At 59.2% G+C, this 21,633-nt stretch carries 7 protein-coding genes; all 7 read left to right on the forward strand.

Annotated elements, in window-relative coordinates; genetic code table 11:
- Positions 1-77 precede the first annotated feature (77 nt).
- The 7 genes from N909_RS24985 to N909_RS0122515 all read left to right on the forward strand — a co-directional run bounded on the left by N909_RS24985 (position 78) and on the right by N909_RS0122515 (position 21,633).
- The gene (locus tag N909_RS24985) at positions 78-10,154 is read left to right on the forward strand and encodes an SdrD B-like domain-containing protein (RefSeq protein ID WP_051690058.1); all 10,077 of its coding nucleotides are present in this window, start codon (positions 78-80) and stop codon (positions 10,152-10,154) included.
- Between the two features lie 161 nt (positions 10,155-10,315).
- Positions 10,316-14,932, forward strand: coding sequence for a flagellar motor protein MotB (locus tag N909_RS0122490; protein WP_051690059.1), 4,617 nt, complete (start codon positions 10,316-10,318; stop codon positions 14,930-14,932).
- Between the two features lie 44 nt (positions 14,933-14,976).
- The gene (locus tag N909_RS0122495; RefSeq protein WP_036684522.1) at positions 14,977-15,492 is read left to right on the forward strand and encodes a hypothetical protein; all 516 of its coding nucleotides are present in this window, start codon (positions 14,977-14,979) and stop codon (positions 15,490-15,492) included.
- 3 nt (positions 15,493-15,495) lie between these two features.
- Entirely contained in the window at positions 15,496-17,388 is a 1,893-nt protein-coding gene (locus tag N909_RS0122500; protein ID WP_029918354.1) for a hypothetical protein, read from the forward strand.
- Positions 17,385-20,645 carry a tetratricopeptide repeat protein gene (locus N909_RS0122505; RefSeq protein WP_051690060.1) on the forward strand — a complete coding sequence of 1,087 codons (3,261 nt, stop codon included), beginning with the start codon at positions 17,385-17,387 and terminating at the stop codon, positions 20,643-20,645. The genes N909_RS0122500 and N909_RS0122505 overlap by 4 nt, the downstream gene beginning before the upstream one ends.
- On the forward strand, positions 20,642-21,325 hold the full coding sequence (locus N909_RS0122510) for a tetratricopeptide repeat protein (protein ID WP_051690061.1): 684 nt from the start codon (positions 20,642-20,644) through the stop codon (positions 21,323-21,325). The genes N909_RS0122505 and N909_RS0122510 overlap by 4 nt, the downstream gene beginning before the upstream one ends.
- Positions 21,322-21,633, forward strand: a complete 312-nt coding sequence (locus N909_RS0122515) for a hypothetical protein (protein ID WP_029918357.1) — start codon at positions 21,322-21,324, stop codon at positions 21,631-21,633. The genes N909_RS0122510 and N909_RS0122515 overlap by 4 nt, the downstream gene beginning before the upstream one ends.

Genomic DNA, 21,633 nt, shown 5'->3' on the forward strand with positions numbered 1-21,633 from the left:
AATGAAAAGTAATGGGGTATGATGATTTTGTGCAAGTTGCCGACCGGCCTTGAAACTCAGGGAATGGTGTCCGCGCGATGCTGAGCTGGCGTTTTTTTCGACAGCTGCTGCGCTGGGCATTTTTCTGTTGCCTATTGTTGACGACCCTTGGAACAGGGGAGAGCCTTGGCGCACCCTGTGATACCAAGAGCGGCTATCCTTTTGTCGCCCATGATCTGAGTGTCAGTTACTGTGAACTCTGCGGTTACGGCTATGTCACGGTCGTGATCAACAATCCCTACCGCTACACCCAGATTTCCCCCAGCCCACAGATTCCCGATCTACCCGGCGCGCTGATGAGTAACCTGGTCCTGCAGGAAAACCTCGGGATTTCCGGACTCAGTTACGAACCCAATGCCCCCAATCCAGTCACTTATCGGGTTAATAACGGGGTGACTCTGGCCGGTTCGGCTCCGACCATCAGCGGCAGCGGCGCAATCCTCACTTTTAGCGCGGCCGAAATTCCTGCCCTGGCCAGCCTGGCAGCGAACCCGTCTGCTAATCAGGTCAACCGTATCACCATCCGTTTTGCAGTCAGCCGGACCTCTTCCCCGGAAGCCCTGGTCAGCGCCAGCCGTGGCGTGCAGGCGACTTTACTCTTTACTACCGACTCCGGTTGCGCTGATTCTCCGCAAACCGCTACGGCGACCCTGCCATTGCAGGAACCCTTGCCGCAAATTACCAAAACCGGTTGGAACTACGATGCCGGACAGCGCCAGAACTCTGCCGGGGATCCGGTTTACGGCACCAATAATGACGATATCGTCTGGCGCGTGAGGGTCACCAACAGCGGCTTGGCCGGGCTGCAGGATCTGCGTTTCGATGACCTGATGACAGCGGGCAGTGTCGACATCAATTATGCCTGCGCCAGCGAAGCCGCAGCCAATAGCCTGGCCGCAGCCAACGGCAGCGGGTCGGTGGCCGGTTGTGTGCCAGCGGGCAATAATCTCAACGATTTCATCGTCACCAACCCCTTCGGCAACACGGCCCTGTCCTTTGACAATCAGGAAGTGGATGTCAGCGCTGGCGGGACCACCTCCATTTATCTGGTCGGGAAAATCACCGCTGGCGGTTCCTGTGAAACCAGCAAGGTCAACAGCGTCAGCGATGTTCAGTGGGGCTGTGGCGTGCAGAATCCGGCCGGCGGCATCAGTGCCACCTCGACCGGGATTGTCCCCGCTGATACGGCGACCTTCTATTCCCTGTACAGCGACAACCACGCCGACCTGTCCGTGGAACGGCAACTGACCGGGACCAATACGGCGCAACCGGTCGGCAGCAAGGGGACCATGACCATTACCATCCGCAATTTCAGCGGGGGGAGCGTCAAAAATATTCAGTTGGCCGATGTGCTGCCGCCGGAATATGTGGTGGATGCCACCTTCCTGCCGGAAATCGAGGTGACACCAGCCTATGGCACCGCTTATGCGGGGATGGTCGATACCCTGACCTGGACCAACCGGAACAGTGGCGACCCGCTGGCCAATACCGCTCCGGAATTCGACCTGACCAGTTCGACGACGCACCCGGTTTATGCCGATCAGGTCAATATGCTGCGGCATGGCGATGTAGCAGTGGTGCGCTTTCGGGTCGTGCTGATCGAATCCGCCTATTATGACCGCGCCGCCAATCTCGATGTCTACCCGGAAGAATATCCGCTGACCGGTACCGATCCGACTTTTCAGACTCCGCTGAGCAATACCCTGACCGTTGATTTCGACCTGTTCTGCGGTTCCCAGGGTCACCAGACCCTGACGCTGACCGGCAACGGCAGCGCGGATCCGACCGGTACCGAGATCCCAGCTTTCCCGGAAGACCTTGATATCGCCGTCGGCGGCGATGTCTTTATCTTGACCAACGATCCGAACCAACTGCTGACTCTGCCGATTCTGGTCACCAACAACGGCGGGCATGATGCCACCGATTATCATGTATTCACCAGTTTCGGTGCTACCATGGAGGTGGTCAGTGCGCCGAGCGGCTGCGCGCCGATTACCCTTTCCGGTTCACCCAACCAGCCGGCACCCTGGAAAGTGCTGGTCGATCCAACGGCGATCCCGGCCACGGCTACGGTTTATGAATGCGTCAGCCCGGCAACCATTGCCCCGGGCCGGACCGTGACCTACAACTTCCAGGTCAGAAAAAGCACCAACCCAAGTGACATTGCCCTGGACGATCTCAGCCTACGGGCCGACGTGGTCGGGGAAATCACCCTCAGTGACGGGACACCCCTGACATTTCCCGCTCCCGTCGTCCGGGCCGACGGTGAACTGGATCGGGCCAACAATTATTCCCTGGATGCGGCCTGGGCCAGGGTTATCGGCTTTAACCTGAAGAAGACCCAGCTCGGTACCTGTAACGAAAACAATCCGCCCAGTTACGACGGCAACGGGTTCGAAGAGGTGCAGATCGGCGAGGAATGCGATTTTCATATCGAAACCGGTGGCTGGTTCGGCTTCAAGACCCCGGGCTTCATCTATATCGCGGTACAGAACATCGATGTCGCCGATCAGGTTCCGGACGGCCAGGCCTATCTGTCCAGTAGCAACCCCTATGCTGAATCGACCGCCCTGATTCAGAACGTCAGCCTCAATCCGACCGGACTCGCCCCGCTGGATGAAGGCTGGTTCGACTGGCGTTTCAATGTTCCTGACAGTGAACGGATCGAACAGGCGGATGAATGGTTTGTGGTGAACACCAAAACCCGGCTGCTCAATAAGCCCATCGATGACCGGGCCGTGCCCAATCTGCATGCTGCGGACAGTGATAACGTGCTCAGTTCCACCTTTGATGCCACCTTCAGCAATGTCAACACCGGCCTGGTCGAACAGTACAGCCTCGGTCCCTCCACCGTCGGTTATCCGCGCGAAGCGATCCGCCGGGTTGACCTGACCGTGACCGAGCCCCGCCTGGTGCTGGTCAAGGAGGTCTGTAACGAATCCCTCTACGGCAGCGGCCCGAGCTGTAGCAATTTTGTGCCGGTGGCCGATGACGGCGATGCCTTTGACAGCTATATCTACCGCATCACTGTGACCAATGAAGCGACCGCTGACGGCGTGCAGCGCGCCCCGGCCTATGACGTGACAGTGACCGATCAGCTCGATGCCAGTGACCTGGCCTATGTCTTCCCCTTTGCCGGCGACGGCCTCGACAATGACGGTGACGGCACCAGTGGTGCGGCGGACAGTGACGGCGAAGGGAGCAACAGCGATAACAGCGTCAAGAACGGAATCCCCGCTGAATTGACCTTTTCCTATACCCACAGCAACGCCCTGCAGCGGATCGATCCGGGCCAGTCCGTGGAACTGTACTACCGGGTCGATTACGATGATGATGCCGCGCCGTTGCAGGTTTTTACCAATGCGGTCAGTGCGGTTTATGACAGTTTGAGCGGTCCTTCCGGCAATCAGACCAACCCGACCGGGAATAACAGCGAACTCGGCGGAGCCCGGCTCTATCAATCGGAAACCGCAAACGCCAGTGTGCAGGTGATTCCGGTTGCCACCCAGCCGAAAACCGTGACCGCCACAGCCAACACCCCGTTGTTGAGCGTGCCCGGCACCCAGGATGTAACCATCGGTGAAGAGCTTGAATATCAGCTGGATGTGCTGCTACCGGTGGCCCTGGTGCGTAATTTCGTCATTCGCGACGAACTGCCGGTCGGGCTGCGCTGCAGCGAAGCACCGGCGGTCAACCTGGATGCCGCTCCCTTCAGTGCGGCGGGGTTTGAACCGGGTGGGGTGATCACCCCGACCTGCAACGGCAATCTGGTTGAATGGAACTTTGGCGACCAGCGTCTCACCATCGGTGGCAGCGCAACCCGGTTCGACCTGGCGGTCAACTTTATCGCCCGGCTGGAAAACAGCGACCAGACCAATGACGCCGACCTGATTGCCAACGGCAGCCCGGCCACGGTCACGAAGGCCGAGTACCTGGACGAATCCGGCGCGCTGGTCAGTTATAACATCGATCAGGTGGCCGTTCAGGTGCGCGAGCCACGGATTGAGCTGGCCCAGACTTTCAGCGTGGCCAATGCCGACGCTGCCGATTTGGTGACAGTCACGGTGACCGCGACCAACAGCGGCACCGCCCCGGCCTACAACCTGCGGGTTTATGACGATTTAACCGCGACCCGCTTCAGCTATGCCGGCGGAGTCGGCGGCACGAACCCTCCGGATGCGGTGGATCTCTTGAGTCTGGGGCCGGAGCAGCCGGTGTTTGGCTGGAGTACGCCGGCCGAGATCGCGGTGGGAGCTAGTGTCAGCTTCAGCTATCAGATCCGCGTGGCCGACGATGTCCGGCCCCATGAGGAGCTGAGTAATACAATTGAGGCGGCCTGGACCTCCTTGCCCGCTCAAACCACCGCCCTCAACAGCGGCGGCAGCATCGGCAGCGCCGGAGCCATTGATGGTATGCGTAACGGCAGCATTCCCAACAGCGGTGATCCGGTCAATGATTACGAGACCACCGCCGCTGCGCAGCTGAGCGTTCCTGGGCTGCAACTGACCAAGACCGACCTGAACCCAGCCACTGTGCCCACGATCGGGGTGCGCAAGCAGTTCCAGATCGATCTGCGCCTGCCGGAAGGGGTCACTGAAGGCATCAACATCAGTGACAACCTGGCTGCCGCCGGTCTCAGTTATGTCCTGGCCAACAACAGTAGCTACGATATCTCCTACAGCTTCAGCGGCATCGCCACCATTAACGGTCTGCCGCCGGCAGAAGCCGCGTTGAATGCGTTCCCCGCCGACCAGAGCAGCGGTACCGTGAGCTGGGATGTCGGCACCATCACCACCCTGAGTGAGGATGACAGCAGCTCATCCAGCCTGACCCCGACCCTCAGCCTGAACTATTTTGCCCGGGTCAACAACGACCTTGACACCGATGCCGGCGATCCGCTCCAGAACGGGGCAACGGCCGTTTATCTGAATGGTGCGACGGCCGGCGAGGAAAACCTGAGCGCCGTGGCCCCGGCTGTGGTGGTGTCGGAACCCGATGTCACCCTGGTCAAGACCGTGGCCAATGTTACTGCTGGCAAGGATGCGACAGCCGCGCCGGTAGCCGGGGATATTCTGGAGTATCGCTTGACCCTGGTTAATACCGGCAGCAGCAATTCCACCGCTTTTGATCTGAATATTGTTGATACCCTGCCGGCCGGCGTGGTTCTGGACAGCAGCTTTACCCCGACAGCCAGCCTTGACGGCAGCGCGCTGAGTGGCTTTGTCGGGCTGCCGGCCGGTGCACCGGCCGGACCGTTGACCTGGGGCCGTGGTAATGGTGACGGCAGCCTGGATGTCGGCGTCGGGCAACAGCTGGTCATCATTTATCACTGTATTGTCGAGGTGGTGGCCGATGCTGACGGGATTATCGAAAATGGAGTCTGGACCGATTGGACCTCCCTTGATACGGCCGATGCCTATGAGCGGACCGGAGCCGGTTGCCCAAGCATTGTTGCACCCAATGATTATTGCGTTGGACCGGTCTTTGCCACGACTGTCGGTATCGCCCCGGAACTGGTCTTCCAGAAAACCGTGCTCAACCAGACCAGCGGCGCCGATCCGGGCGTCTCGGCCAGTCCCGGTGACGTGCTCCAATACCATCTGGAAATCAACAATATCAGCGCGGCCCAGGCTCAATTCACCCTGTACGATGAACTTGATCAGCTGAATAGCACTCCCTGGTTCGTGCCCGGCAGCCTGACCCTGCTGGCCGGTCCGGCCGAGGTCGCTGCCGATGTCACCGGCGGCAGCGGCGGGACCGGGTTGTTGAGCAGTTCCAATATCGTTCTCGACGGCAACAGCTCGCTCAGCGTCGACTTTTCGGTGCAACTGGCCGCGGTGATTCCCGGCGGTAGCGAAGTCCTCAACCAGGCCCGCCTGACACTGACCGGCTTCGGCACCTTCACCAGCGACGACCCCAATATTGCCGGGGCCGCCGACCCGACCCGTACTCTTATCGCTTCGGCACCACAGTGGCAGTTTAGCAAAACCTCCGCCGACCTAACCGGAGCAAGTTCAATCCTGCTCCCCGGCGATCAACTGCGCTATACTATCCTGGTGCGCAATATCGGCACCGAGGATGCGGCGAATGTCGTCCTGACCGATGCGATTCCTGCCAACACCAGCTATGTCACAGGTTCGACCACCCTGAACGGGGTCAGCGTCGCTGATGCAGCGGACGGCAGCAGCCCCCTGGTTGCCGGATTGCTCATTAATGCTGCGGGAGCTGCCACAATCGGAGAGTTTCCGGCCGACAGCGCGGCCAGTGATGCTAGCCTGGCGACGGTGACCTTCGTTGTTCAGATCGACAGTGCCGCGAGCGGTGGTACGGAAATCTCCAACCAAGCCGTTCTCAACGGTTCCGGGACTGGCAGCGGGGTGTTCACTGAACAGTTGAGTGATGATCCGGACACCGTTGCCGTGGCCGATCCGACCATTGATGTGGTCAGTTCCATGTCCCTGAGCAAAGCAGTCTTCAACCTGACCAGTGGTGGCAGCGGTGCCACTGCGGTTCCGGGCGACGTGCTGCACTACCGCCTTAAGTTTGTTAATACCGGTACCGCCACCTTGAGCGGGCTCAGTATCCGTGACGAACTGGAAAGCCTGCAGGTGGATTTGCCTCGGTTGTTTGTCCCAGGCACCCTTCAGCTGGAAACCGTTCCCGCCGGAGCGGACGTCAGCGGCAGTGATGCCAATGGCGGCAACAAAGGGAGCGGGTTGCTGGTCGTTGACAATCTGACCGCCGCAGCCGGAGAAACCCTGGTCATTGAATTCAACGTGCAGCTTGCTGCGGTGATCACCAGTGGTAGCGAGGTCCTCAATCAGGCCGAACTGCGTGCCGAAAATGTTGTGCTGAAGCTGAGTGATTCCATTGACAGCGCCTTGGTTGGCGAGACGGACCCGACCGTTACCCTGATTAGTTCCGCGCCCGCGTTCCAGGTGGAAAAAACCGCCAGTTTCCTGGATGGAGATCCCACCGTCCTGCTCGCCGGTGAACGGTTGCGTTATACCGTGACCGTCAAAAATATCGGGTCCGAAGATGCCCATGATGTCATGCTGCAGGATTATACCCCTGCCAACACCAGCTATATTGTCGGCAGCACCACTCTCAACGGTCAGCCGGTCAGCGACAACAATGGCGCAAACCCGCTTCACGCCGGGCTGCTGATCAATGCCGCGGAAGATGCTACGGCCGGTTACCTGCGCGCTGACAGCGCAGCCACAGCCAACAATGTGGCAACGGTAACCTTCGATGTCCTGGTCGACAGCGCAGCCATGGACGGGCTGGTCCTGGAAAATCAGGCCTTCGTCAATGCTACCGGCGCGGGCAGCGGAGAGCAGCCGGAACAGCCTTCCGATGACCCGGCCACGCCCGCGGTGGATGATCCGACCCGGGTCGTGGTTGGCAACGTACCCCTGTTGTACGTGTTGAAGACCGCTGCCTTGGCCGTTGACAATAACGCTGACGGCATTGTCAATCCCGGCGATACCATTGAATACAGTATTGTCATGACCAATAACGGCGCGGCTCCGGCCACGGCCAGCCTGCTTACCGATGCCGTGCCCGCTAATCTGAGCTATGTCGCTGATTCTCTGATTGTCAACGGGGTTGCCCTGGGCAGCGACGGCGGGGTGTTTCCCCTGGCCGCCGGTCTGGGTGTCCAGTCCGCCGACAACCCCGGGAGCGGAATCATTTCCATGGCCGGGCAGGTCACCATCAGCTACCGGATGCGGGTTAATGCCGGGGTTGCTGAAGGGACGCGGATCACCAACCAGGCCATTCTGACCAGCAATGAAGTGAATGACCTGCCGAGCGATGCCGACGGACTGGCCGCCAACGGTTATCAGGAAACCGTCGTTGTCGTCGGCGCGGTCCAACTGCTGGAGATCAGCAAAACCGTGGCTTTGGTCGACGGAATCAGCGCTGAGCCCGGCACTGAACTGGTCTACAGCGTGCGAGTGACCAACATCGGTAGTTTGCCGGCCAGCAATGTCCTGGTGACCGATGACCTGAGCGGGCTGCTGAGTCTGGTCGATTTTGTCAGCGCCAGTGCGGTCATGGACGGTTCGGCCAGCGGCACCAGCTTCCTCGGCGGAGTCCTCAGCGCTGATTATTCGGCCACCTATGGCAATCTGAGTCCAGGGGGTTCCTTTCTGGTCCGTTTCCAGGTGCGCATTAATAGTGCGGTCGCACCGGGTACGACCATTACCAACAGCGCCACGGTCAGCTGGGACACCCCGACCCAGAGCGCCTCCGCATCCGTCTCTCTGGATGTCGGCGGGACCCCCGGCAGTGCCGCCCTGAACGGGTTGATCTGGCACGATTCCAGCCTTGATCGTCACTATGACGAAGGGAGCGAAATTGCTCAGCAGGACTGGGTGGTCGCGCTTTATCTCAACGGCAGCCAGGTGGCGACCACCACCACGGATGCTGACGGCAGCTACGCTTTTAGCGGTCTGCTGCCGACTGCCAGTACTGGTGTTCCCTATGAAATACGCTTTACTGCGCCCGGGGCCGGGATTGCCACGGCCTCCCTCGGTTCGGCCGATTCCATCTTTACCAACGGGCCGCAGCGGATCAGCGCGATCAGTGTCGACTCCGGCAGTAACCTGCAAAATCTGAATATGCCCTTGTGGCCCAACGGTTCGGTTTATAACGCGGTGGCCAGAAGCCCGGTCAGCCAGGCAACTCTGACCCTGCTCAATGCCCTGAGCGGCAATGCTCTGCCCGGGGCCTGTTTTGATGATCCAGTGCAGCAGAACCAGGTCACCGCGGCTAACGGTTTTTACAAGTTCGACCTCAATTTCAGTCAGGCGGCCTGTCCCGCCGGCGGCACCTATCTGTTGCAGGTGACCGCGCCGCCGAGCGGCTATCTGGCCACCCCGTCGGCGTTGATCCCGCCCAGCAGTGATGCGGCCAGCGCTGCGTTCTCGGTGCCGGACTGCCCGGGCAGTGGGGTGGATGCGGTACCGGCTACCAGCACCTACTGTGAAGCGATCGCTGACGCCGGGATTCCCGCGGCCGGCAGTGCGGAAACCACCTATTATCTGCATCTGGCCCTCAGCAACGGCAATATCCCCGGGCAGAGCCAGATCTTCAACAACCAGCTGCCCATTGATCCGGTCTTAAGCGGTGCGGTGGCCCTGAGCAAGGTGGCCGGGCTGCGCAACGTCAGCAAAGGCTCGCTGGTCCCTTATACGATCCGGTTGAGCAATGTGTTCGGCAGTGCCCTCGACCATATCCGCATTGTTGACCGGTTCCCGGCTGGGTTCAAATATGTGGCCGGCAGCGCCACCCTGGACGGGGTTGCCACGGAACCGGACGTGCAAGGGCGGGAATTGTCCTGGGATGGGCTCACATTGGGAGTTAACAGCTCCCATACCATCAAACTGCTGCTGGTGGTCGGCGCGGGGGTTGGCGAAGGTGAATATGTCAACCGGGCTCAGGCTTATAACACCCTGCTCGGAACCAGTATCTCCGGCGAGGCCACGGCCACGGTCATGGTGGTCCCCGACCCGGATTTCGATTGCAGTGATGTGATCGGCAAGGTTTATGACGATCGTAACTTGAATGGGCGTCAGGATGAGGGGGAGGCCGGTTTGGCCGGAGTCCGGGTGGTGACCGCGCGCGGACTGGTCGCCACTACCGATGAGTACGGTCGCTACCACCTGACCTGTGCCGTAGTGCCCGATGAAGACCGGGGGAGTAATTTCATCATGAAACTCGATGACCGCAGCTTGCCCAGCGGCTATCGGGTGCTCAGCGAAAACCCGCGAGTGCAGCGGGCGACCCGCGGGAAAATGCTGCGCTTTAACTTTACCGCAACGCCCCACCGGGTGGTGGGGCTGGATATCGCCGATGCCGCTTTTGAGCCGGGCACCACCCGGATCAGGCCACAATGGCAACAGCGGTTGACGGAATTGCTGAAAATCCTGCAGGACGCCCCCTCCATCCTGCGGCTGTCTTATCTGGGGGATACCGAAACTGCACAGTTGGCGGAACGGCGGCTTGACAGCCTGCAGGAACGCCTCCGCAGCCGCTGGCCGGAAGCTGCCGCCGGTTACCGGCTGACCATTGAAACCCAGGTGTTCTGGCGGCGGGGAGGACCGCCCTGAGCCGCTTTGGACGGATTAGAGCAGGGGTACCAGCGATGGTTTGGAATGAAAAATAAGTTGCCGGGTCAAACGGCGACATTGACCGGTCAACCAGGTTGACCGGCAGGTACAGTATCAGCGGCAACGGTTCAGGGCTGATCTGCTAAATGAAAAGATATTAAATGGAAAAGTGGATAATCCTCATATTCGGTCTGCTGCTGTGTGGAGTTCCCGATGCTGCGGCCTTCAGCCTGTTCGACAGCCGGGACACGGATACCGTGCGTGCTGCGGGGGAGATCGGTTCGGCGACGGAAGCGCATTTGCCGCCCGGCATTTCGCCCACACCCTGGACGCTGGATCAGGAGCTGCTCGCTGAAGAAGCAGGTAAACGGGTTAAAGTGTGCCGCACCGAAACCGTCTGCAAGCTGCGTTATCGCGACGGGTATTCGCAACGGGCGGTGATCAGAAATCTCATCGAGCCATTGTCCTATGCCACAGCCGAATTCCCCGTGCCCAGCGTTTTGCCGACCCGGATTGAGCAAGTGTTGCGCGATCTTGGTGAGCGTAAAAACCTGCGTATTCGGGTGCTTGGCTATACCGACAACGAGCCCCTGAGCGGTCGGGAAAAACGGATTTACGGTAATCTGGACGGGCTCTCCAGGGCCGCCGCAGAACGCCTGGCCAAAACCCTGCGCAGCAGCCTTGACCTGCCTGCAGAAACTGTCGAAAGTCTCGGCCGGGGGCCGGCCCGGCCGGTGGCATCCAATGCGACCACACGCGGCCGGGCGCTTAATCGACGCATCGAAATCGAATTCTGGTACGATGATCCGTTGCAGGAATTGCCGGAGGAACCACAATTGTGCCCGGAAGCGGCCGGCTCGGAAAATCGGACCAAAGTCTATCATTCCGCTAACGGCGACATCGAACCAATCTATTTCAGCAACGGCGCTCCGCTGGTGCCGGCGACCAGCCTCAGCCAGATGCGGCGGCTGCTTGCCGAATTGGCGGATAAAACCAACCCGCGCCTGCGTTTTGTCGGTTATACCAGCAATGAGCGGTTGAGCCGGCGCACCGCCGCTGTATACGGGGACGATATCGGCTGGTCGACCGCCCGGGCCCGCCGGGCCATGGCCCTGGTCAGTAAAGAACTGGGACTGGAGGCCGGCCAGGCCGAATTTCAAGGGCGCGGCTACGTGCAAGCGGAGGATGTGGTCAATGCCGGGTTCGTGGAATCCGACCAGTCCCGGGTCGAGGTACAGGCGGTTTATGACGAGCCGGTGATCCTGGATAATTATGAAGGTGTGGAGATCACCCGCATCGAGCGCGATGTCGAAATCGAGAACCCCTATGCCCTGAACCTGATGCGGATTACCATCGACGGTCAGCCGGTTGCCGACCCGGGCAAAAGCTCGCAGGATATCCAGCGCTGTACCGATGTTGCCCTGGACCGTGCCCATATTCAATTCAAGTATGACAGTCTGACCCTGCAGCCGCGGCTGAATGTCACCGCCTGGCCGCGCTCGGTCCGCTATAGGGACGATGAAAGCACGGAATTTGCGGAAAACCGTGTTGTTTTTCGGCTTTACAGCAATTATAAGCAGTTCTTCGAACGCGCAGAAGTAAGGATCTTCGCCGAAACCCAGAGTAGCGGGGATACTCCACTGGTGACCCTGCCGATCAGCAGCGCCGGTGAGGCTGAATGGTTCGCTGATTACCCCTCTTTCCAGGCTCCGGGGCTGGCCCTTAAATACCTGCTGCGGGTTTATGATGCGGCTGGTCATTTCGACGAGACCCGGCCGCAGCCGCTCTGGGTGGTGGATCAGCTCGACCCGGCCAGCGTCCTTGCCAATCCGGAGCGGGAGCTGCTCGACGGCTACGGAGAAAGTCGCCTGGCGTTGCAGAATATTCCCCTGCATGGCGGCACCATCCAGGTGCTTGGGCAGAATATTCCGGCCGGGCACCGGGTCTGGCTGGCCGGGACCGCGGTGCCGGTGGATGAGCAGGGGCGCTGTGTGGCCGAGCAGATCCTGCCCGAAGGACTGCAGACCGTTGAAGTGGCGGTGCTCGATCAGCACGGCAACGGTGAACTGTTCCTGCGCGATCTGGCTTTGCAAAAGAGCGACTGGTTTGGAGTCGGCCTGGCTGATCTGACCCTGTCCGCCAATGAAACCAACGGACCGGCGCGGCTACTCGATCCGGACAACCCCAAGTACAGCGAAGACTTCAGTGCCAACGGCCGACTGGCCTTTTACACCACCGGCAAGTTCCACAACGGCTGGCACCTGACCGCCAGCGCCGATACCCGGGAAGGGCCCCTTGACGAGATCTTCACTAACTTCATGGAGAAGACCGCGGATGCCCAGTTCCGGCGCATGGATCCGGATCAACATTACCCGACCTTCGGCGACGACAGCAGCGTGGTGGAAACCGCGCCGACCCGCGGCAAGTTTTATGCACGCCTGGAAAAGGACAAGACTTACGGCCTCTGGGGCAATTTCAAGGTTGCTTATACCGATAACGATCTGGCCCATGTCGATCGCGAACTGTACGGGGCCAACCTCCATTATCAACAGCAGCAGACCACCTCATTTGGCGAACCTAGACTGTATGTGGACGGCTTTGCCGCGGATCCGGGGACGGTCTCGGCACGAGACGATTTCCGCGGCACCGGCGGGTCGCTGTTCTATCTGCAGCAGCGCGATATCCTGGAAGGTTCGGAAAGCCTGCGCATCGAAATCCGCGACAAGGATTCCGGGATCGTGCTGGCTTCTAAAACCCTGATCGCAGAACTTGATTACGATATCGACTATATCCAGGGGCGCATCCTGCTCGCCGAGATTCTGCCGACCACCGCCAGCGACAACCTGCTGGTGGCCACCGAATCCTTGAGCGGCAACCCGGTTTATCTGGTCGCGCGCTATGAATATACTCCCGGCGTCGATGATCCGGACACGCTGGTCACCGGCGGGCGGGTTCACTACTGGTTCAACGATCACGTCAAACTCGGTCTGACCGGAAACTGGGATCAGGAAGACGGCATGGACAGCAATCTGGCCGGTGCCGACCTGGTGCTGCGGCGCTCCGCCGCGACCTGGCTGAAACTCGAAGGAGGGCGAACCAATGGCCCGGCCGAAGACACCACCAGCTCGGCCGACGGCGGTTTTACTTTCACCAACAGTGCTCTGCCCCAGGATGAAGAGATCAGCGCCGCTGCCTATCGGGTTGACGGCAGTCTGGCCATGACCGATCTGGTGTCTTCCTGGCGCGGACGAACCAGTTTTTATCTGCAGCAGATCGAAGCCGGTTATGCGGCGCCCGGCCAGTATACGGAAAACGATCTGACCCAATACGGGCTGAGCGGGGATATCCCGTTTGGGGAACGCTGGAACGGGCGGGTAAAATTTGACCATTCCGAAGAGGACTATGGGCTGACCACTGCGGCTGTGGAAGGGAATCTCGACTACCGGCTGAACAGCAACTGGACCCTGAGCAGCGGGGTGCGCAGCGATAAGCGGACTGATCACAGCAAGGTGGTGGCCTCAACCCAGGAAGAAGGGGAGCGGACCGATGCTGTGGTCAAGGTGGCCTACGATTCCGGCACGCGCTGGACGCTGTACAGTTATGTGCAGAACACTCTGCGGGTCAGCGGTGAGCGCGAGCGCAACAATCGCGTCGGCGTCGGCGGCAGCTGGCGGCTGACTGAACGATTTAAAGTTCTGGGGGAAATCTCCGGCGGCGACCTGGGCACCGGGGCCAATCTGGGGACCGAATATCTCTACAGCGATCGGACCACTCTCTACAGCAATTACGGCCTGGAAAACGAACGCAGCGACAACGGTGTGCTGAGTCGCAAGGGGAATATGACCTCCGGTTTCCGCACCCGCTATTCAGACACGGTCAGTATTTATTTTGAAGAACAGTATGCCCATGGCGATGTGCCGACCGGGCTGGTGCATTCGACCGGGGTCGAACTGGCACCCACAGACCGGCTGAACTTCTCGGCCAATGCGGATTTCGGCACCCTGAAAGATCCTGATACCGCAGCGGATCTGGAGCGTAAAGCGGTCGGGTTCAGCGCCGGCTACGGATTCGACAAGCTGGCGCTGGCCAGCGGGCTGGAGTATCGGGTCGACAACAGCGAGCAGAGCGATTCCAGCTATGTCGAACGGACCACCTGGTTGTTCAAGAATAACTTTAAGTTTCAGCTGACCCCGGACTGGCGCCTGCTCGGCAAATTCAATTATTCCAAAAGCAGCAGTTCTCTTGGTTCGGGCTACGCCAGCGACTATACCGAAGCCGTGCTCGGCTATGCCTATCGACCGGTCGATTTCGATCGCCTCAATATGCTCTTTAAATACACCTATTTTTATAACCTGCCGGGCGGCAGCACCAGCACCGATAGTGACGGCAGCTTTATTCAGCGCAGCCACATTGCCGCAATCGACCTGATGTACGACCTGACCGAGCGCTGGACCCTGGGGGGCAAATATGCTTACCGCCTCGGCCAGGTTGCTTTGGATGCGGACGATCCGGTCTATTTTGATAGCCGTGCCCAACTCTGTGTGATCCGGGCCGATTGGCATTTCGTGCATCGCTGGGATGCCCTGCTGGAACTGCGCCGGCTTGACCTGCCGGATGCCGAGGACAGCAAATCCGGCGCACTGCTGGCTCTGTATCGCCACCTTGGCGAACACGCCAAACTGGGGCTTGGCTACAATTTCAGCGATTTTTCCGACGATCTGACCCAGCTCGATTACCGCCATCAAGGGTTGTTCGTTAACCTGGTGGGAAAATTTTAAACCTCTGGTTCATGGATGACATGGCTTAAGCAAAGGTGAGGGACATGAAAACGATAATATGCATGATAACCATCGGGCTGCTGCTTCTGCTGCCGGCTGGCATCTGTTTCAGTCAGCAGGGGGGGCAACCCCAGGCCAAAGGGCTTGACGAACAGGTTCAGGAGATCAAAAGCGACGTCCTGGCCATCGCTGCCGAGCTTGATCAGCTGGAAGAAAAGCTGCTCTTTCCATCGCACACCCAGTGTGCCCTCTTCATCTCTCTGGCTCCTGCCGAAACCTTTCGGCTGGATGCTGTTGATATCAGCCTGGACGAACGGCCGGTGGCTGCCCATATCTACTCCTTCAAGGAACTCGAGGCGTTGCAGAAGGGCGGAGTCCAGCGGATTTTTACCGGTAACATCAGCAGCGGCGAACATCGCCTGCAGGTCCTGTTCCGTGGCCAGGGCGAGTCAGGAAGTCAAGTGGAGCGGCGGCAGGATTTCATGGTCAGCAAGGGGATCGGCCCGGCGTTCTATGAACTGGTGTTGAGCCAACAGGGTTTGACCCTTAAAGACAGGTAATCCATGGATCGGATCGTCATCATCCTGATAGCTGTTCTGTTCATTGCGGCGCCGGCACGGGCCGCGGCAACAGCAGCCCCTGAAAAGCTGGAGGATCTCTATCTCGGCGAGGTCCTTTACTATGCTTTTCAGGAGGACTGGTTTGAGGCCATCGCCCGGCTCGACGGCGAGCTGGCCCAATACCATCACCTCGATGAGCCGCAGCTTGATACCCTCTATCCTCATATCGGGCTGGCGGAATTTGCGGTCGGCGATTTCGAACTGGCCTATCGCATGCACCAACGGGCAGGTCGGGCCATCAATGCGGTCATCAACGGCAATGTCAGTGATCCGGTTCGCAACGAGGCCCTTTACCGGCTGGCGCGGATTTATTTCCAGAAGTCCCAGCCGGTCAATGCCCAGCAAGCCCTGGACCGTATTCGCGGTGAGGTTCCCCAGCGCTTGCAGGCCGACCTTGCTTTCCTGCGGGCCCAGGTGGCCATGGTCAACGGCCGCTTCGATGTGGCGGTGGAGTTGCTGAACAGGCTGCAGAATGAAAAAGGATTGCAGGGTTTTGCCGGCTATAATCTGGGCATTGCCCTGCTCGGTACTGGTAACGAACAGGCCGCCTGGCAGCAGCTCGATCAAACCGGTCAGTTGCAAAGCAGCGAGCGGCTGGCCCTGGCCATGCGCGATAAAACGAACCTGGTGCTCGGTGAAAAGCTGCTGGCCGAAGGGAACCGTGCTGTGGCCAAAGATGTTCTCGACCGGGTGCGACTGACCGGGCCTTTTTCGGATCGGGCGTTGCTCAGTTCCGGCTGGGCGGATGCCGGGCAGGAGCATTTCGAAGCAGCCCTGATCCCCTGGAGCATCCTGGCCAAGCGTGATGTAACCGATAGTGCGGTCCAGGAAGCGCTCCTGGCCGTGCCCTATGCTTATGGAAAACTCGGAGTCTACAGTCGCGCCGCACTCCTTTACGGACACGCCCTGGAGGTTTTCAGTACGGAAATCGATCGGCTCAGTGCATCGATCTCCAGCATTCGTAACGGCTATTTCCTGGACGCTCTGACCAGGCCCGAATTACAGCAGGATGCCGACTGGCTGGTGCGGCTGCGCGCGTTGCCGGAAGCGCCGGAAACCTTTTATCTCGTCGATCTGATGGCATCCAACGATTTTCAGGAAGGGCTGCGCAACTATCTTGACCTGCATCAGCTGCGTTTGCGGCTGGACAGCTGGACCACCGACCTGGCCGCTTTTGAACAATTGATCGACACCCGTCGCCGCTATTATGAACCGTTGCTTCCCGCGATCGACGCGCGGTTTCGCCAGCTTGATTCGCTGATGAGAGTCCGTCTTGACCAACGGCTGCAGATTGAAAAACGGCTGCAGTCATTGCTGGTCGCGCCGCGCCCGGAGCTGCTGATGACGGCCGCCGAACGCACCAACAAAGACCGCTTGAACCAACTGACCCGGCAGCTCAAAGAAGCCGCCCAACCGCTGCCTGCCGCTATGCTCGAACGTATCAACCGTCTGCAAGGGGTGCTCGACTGGACGATCCAAACCGATTTTGACCAGCGCCTGACCGCAACCTATACCCGCCTCGAAACCCTGAACAATGATGTTGCTGCTTTGCAGCAGCAATATGCCGCTTTTGTCCGAGTCAGGCAGGCCGCCACCCAGAGTTATCAGGGGTATCAACAGACAATTCTCAGTCAACGCAACCGGATCGTTGCCGCCCGGGAACGAGTGGACAAACTCCTCGCCCGGCAGGGGCATCAGCTGGAAGAACAAGCGGTCAAGGAACTGCAACAACGGCTGGCACGGCTCGAAGAGTTCCGCATCAAGGCGCGCTTCGCCATGGCTGACAGTTATGATCGGGCTGCACTTGAACAGGGGCAGGAAGGAGCAGGGCAATGAGCAGATTTGTTGCCATTTTTATGCTGAGCCTGTGGTTATGTTCCTGCGCCACTCCGAAAAACCGTGGGACCATCGGCGAGCTGCGTCAGCGCCATATGATCATTGAAAGCGATCAGATCAGCAACGGGCTGGAACAGGCTATGGCCGGCTATCAGCAATTTCTCCGCGAGGGCGAGGATTCGGCCCTGACCCCGGAAGCGATCCGTCGTTTGGCCGATCTCAAGATCGAGCAGGAATACGGCCATCTTGGCCCGCGGGACGGCAAACCTGCCGCAGCAGAGGACATGAGCGCTCCGCAACCCGGGGCAAGCCCGGACCTGACGGCCAGCACCCCAGTTGAGCCCAACCCGGCCGTGTTGCCAACGGAAGAGGACGGCGCCTTTGCTGAGCGGGCAACCCGTTTGAATCCGCCGAAACCGGCTGCCGCGACCGATAATGTCAGCGAACGCGCCCTTGAGGACCTGGAACGTGCCGGACCTCTCGAAGCGATCGAGCTGTATCGTCAGCTGCTTGAAAAATACCCCCTTTATGAGCGAAACGATCAGGTCCTCTACCAGATGTCCCGCGCCTATGAGGAGTTGGGGCGGATCGAAGAGGCGATGACGGTCATGGCGGATCTGGTCAAAACTTATCCGGATTCGCGCTATCTTGACGAAGTTCAGTTCCGCCGGGCGGAGTTCTTCTTTGCCCATCGCCAGTTTCTCAACGCGGAAGAGGCTTATACCGATATCGTCAAGATCGGGCCTGGTTCCTCTTATTATCCCCTGGCCCTGTACAAGCTGGGCTGGACCTATTACAAACAGGAACTCTATGAAGATGCGCTGCAGCGTTTTATCGGCGTGCTCGATTTCAACCTGGCCAACGGCTACGATTTCGATCAGACCGAAGATGAACCGCAGCGCAAACGGATTGAAGATACCTTCCGCGTAATCAGTCTGAGTTTTTCCTACCTGGGCGGGGCGAGTTCTGTCGTCGACTATTTTTCTCAATACGGTCAGCGCGAGTATGAAAACCGCATTTACCGAAACCTGGGCGAATATTACTTTTCCAAGCGGCGCTACAGCGATGCGGTTGAAGCCTATACCGCTTATCTGGAGCGTCATCCGTTCCATTTCGATGCGCCGTTGTTCCACAAACGGATTATCGAAATCAATACCGCCGGCGGTTTCCCCAGCCTGGTGCTGGCCGCCAAAAAGGCCTATGCCAGCAATTACGGCCTGAGCGCTCCATACTGGGAGCACTTCGTTGTCGACGAACGGCCCGAGGTTATCGCCTACCTGAAGGAAAACCTCACCGACCTGGCGCATCATTATCACGCCCTTTATCAGCAGACCGAAAAGGCCGAGGAAAAGCCGCACCACCTGGCCGAAGCCCTGCACTGGTATCGTGATTTCCTGAGTTCTTTTGCGACTGCGCCGGAAGCGCCGGGAATCAACTATCAGCTGGCCGATCTGCTGCTGGAAAACAAATCGTTCCTGGTCGCGGCCGTGGAATATGAAAAGACCGCGTATGGCTATGGTCCCCACGAGCAGGCTGCCAGCGCGGGGTACGCTGCGGTTTACGCCTATCGGCGGCATCAGGAGGGGTTGAAAGAAGCGGATGAAGAGCTGCAATACGAAATTGTCCGTTCCTCGCTGACCTTTGCCGAAACCTTCCCGGATCATGACAAAGCTGCCGTGGTCATGGTTGCCGCACTGGATGACCTGTACAGCCTGCAGGAGTTCGAACGGGCTCAGGCAGCTGGTCGCGAACTGCTCGACATGTTCCCGGCAGCCGCGCCCGAGGTGCGCCGTTCTGCCTGGCTGGTGGTTGCCCATTCGTCCTATGAACTGACCGAATATGCCGCTGCGGAAAGCGCTTATCTGGAGGTGCTGCAGCTGCTGCCCGAGGCCGATTCCAGCCGCGCTTCTCTGGTCGATAACCTGGCCGCCGCCATCTACAAGCAGGGGGAACAGGCCCGCGCCGGTGGCGATAACCCTGCCGCTGCTGAACATTTCCTGCGTGTTGGCATTTTGGCCCCGACCTCAAAAATCAGACCGACAGCTGAATATGACGGCGCAGCCGCGTTGATCCTGAGCGAGGACTGGACCCGGGCCGCCCAGATTCTGCAAAGATTCCGGAGCGATTTCCCCGAGCATGAGTTGCAGCCGGAAGTGACCAAGAAGATGGCCTATGTCTACCAGCAAGATGGCAAACTGTTCCTGGCTGCGGAGGAGTATGAACGGATTGAAACCGAGTCGGACGATACCGCCATTCGCCAGGACGCGCTGCTCACCGCGGCGGAGCTGTACGAGCAGAGCAAGGAGATCGAGCGGGCCCTGCAGGTGTATTTGCGTTATGTCGGCTATTTTCCCGAGCCCTTTGCCGTCAATCTGGAAATGCATCACAAAATCGCCGAAGTCTATAAGGATCGGCAACAACGCCAGGATTATCTCCAGGAGCTGACGGTTATCGTCGCCCTGGATGCCAAAGCCAGTGAGCAGCGAACTGATCGAACCCGGTTTCTGGCCGGAAATGCTGCCCTGGTACTGGCTGAAGTCAAATTTGCCGAGTTCAAGGCGGTCCGCCTGGTCAAGCCGTTCAAAAATAACCTGAAGAAAAAACAGGTGCTCATGAAAGCCGCCACCAGCAGCTTCAATGCCTTGATGGACTATGAGGTCGGTGAGGTGACGGCCGCGGCAACCTATTACCTGGCGGAAATTTACGGGGACTTCAACAAGGCGCTGCTGACCTCCGAACGCCCAGAAGGGCTGAGCGCTCTGGAGCTGGAGGATTACGAACTGGCCCTTGAAGAACAGGCTTACCCCTTTGAGGAACGCGCCATTCAGGTTCACCAAAGCAACCTCGAACTGATCGCCCTGGGGGTCTATAACTCCTGGATTGAAAAGAGTTTGGCTCGGTTGGCCACGCTGCTGCCGGCCCGCTACGACAAAGCGGAAGATGAAGGTCCTCTGCCGACCAGTTTGGAACGCTTCGCTTTTGAAACAGAGCGGCCCTTGCCGGCCATCGTCACCCCGGCGCCCAACCCGGAAAACAGCCCGCTTGCGGATGCCGCCCAGACGGTTGCCCCGGCCGCTGGCGAGGAACCGTTCGCGGCGCCGAAGGTTGAAGAACCGGCCGCAGCCGAACCAACTATGACCCCACCGCAGGCGGCGATAGAGCAGGGTACGCCATCGGTCGATACAGAACCAGCGCCGACTGAAGGAACGAACCCGACAGATCGACAGAGTGGACAAGTAACGGAGGTCCCAAAATGAAAATATTGCTTAGCAGATTATCCTCATTGGCATTGCTCCTGCTGCTTGCGGCTTGTCTGCCGCCCCAGTTCGAGGAAACAGTTCAACAAAACCCTGCACCGCCGGTAGCGGAGTCGTTTCCGCAGGTCACCCACTATGACGGCGGCCGCAGCGGCTTTGAAATCCGTGAAACCAGCGACCTGCCCGAAGCTACCGCAAACCTGTTTGCTGAAGGGGTGGCGGCAATTCAGGATGGCCAGTATGCGCAGGCGGTGACTCTGCTGAAGCAGGTGATTGAAGTAGAACCCGACCTCTCCGCGTCCTATATCGCCATTGCCCGGGCTTATCGCAAACTCGACTCCCCGCAGCAGGCGGAAGAGAATCTGCAAAAGGCCCTGGCCATCATCCCGGGACATCCCCAGGCGAGCAATGAATACGCGCTGTTGTTGCGGGCGCAGGGGCGCTTTGCCGAGGCCAGGGCGATCTACGATCAGGCCCTGGCCGCATATCCGGAATACCTGCCCCTGTATCGAAATCTGGGGATTTTGTGTGATCTCTATCAGAATGATCCATCCTGCGCTCTGCACCAATTTGAACAATATCTGCAGATCGATCCGGTGGCTGATGACATCAGACTCTGGGCGACGGAACTGCGCATGCGCCTGGGAATTCCTGATGAAACCGCAACGGAGGTGCAATGAAATACCTGTTTTTGCTGAGTCTGGCGGTCATCGCCCTGGCCGCGGCAACGGAACTCTGGGCCGCAGGAGACGACAAGGCGCTGGCCAATGATCCGGGCAAAGCCAAGGAACTGAGCGGGATGTCCATCGTCGGCAATGACGAAGCCCCGAAATCCCTCTATATCGTCCCCTGGAAAAGCTCTGAAATCGGTATCGAGACCGGTCTGGATATGCTGCTCGATGAACGAGCCGTACCTGTGGACCGCGACGTATTTAAAAGACAATTGGACTTCTACGAAGTCAGAACAGAAACAACACCTGGAGGTTAA

Source organism: Pelobacter seleniigenes DSM 18267 (genome assembly GCF_000711225.1).
GTDB classification, from domain to species: domain Bacteria; phylum Desulfobacterota; class Desulfuromonadia; order Desulfuromonadales; family Geopsychrobacteraceae; genus Seleniibacterium; species Seleniibacterium seleniigenes.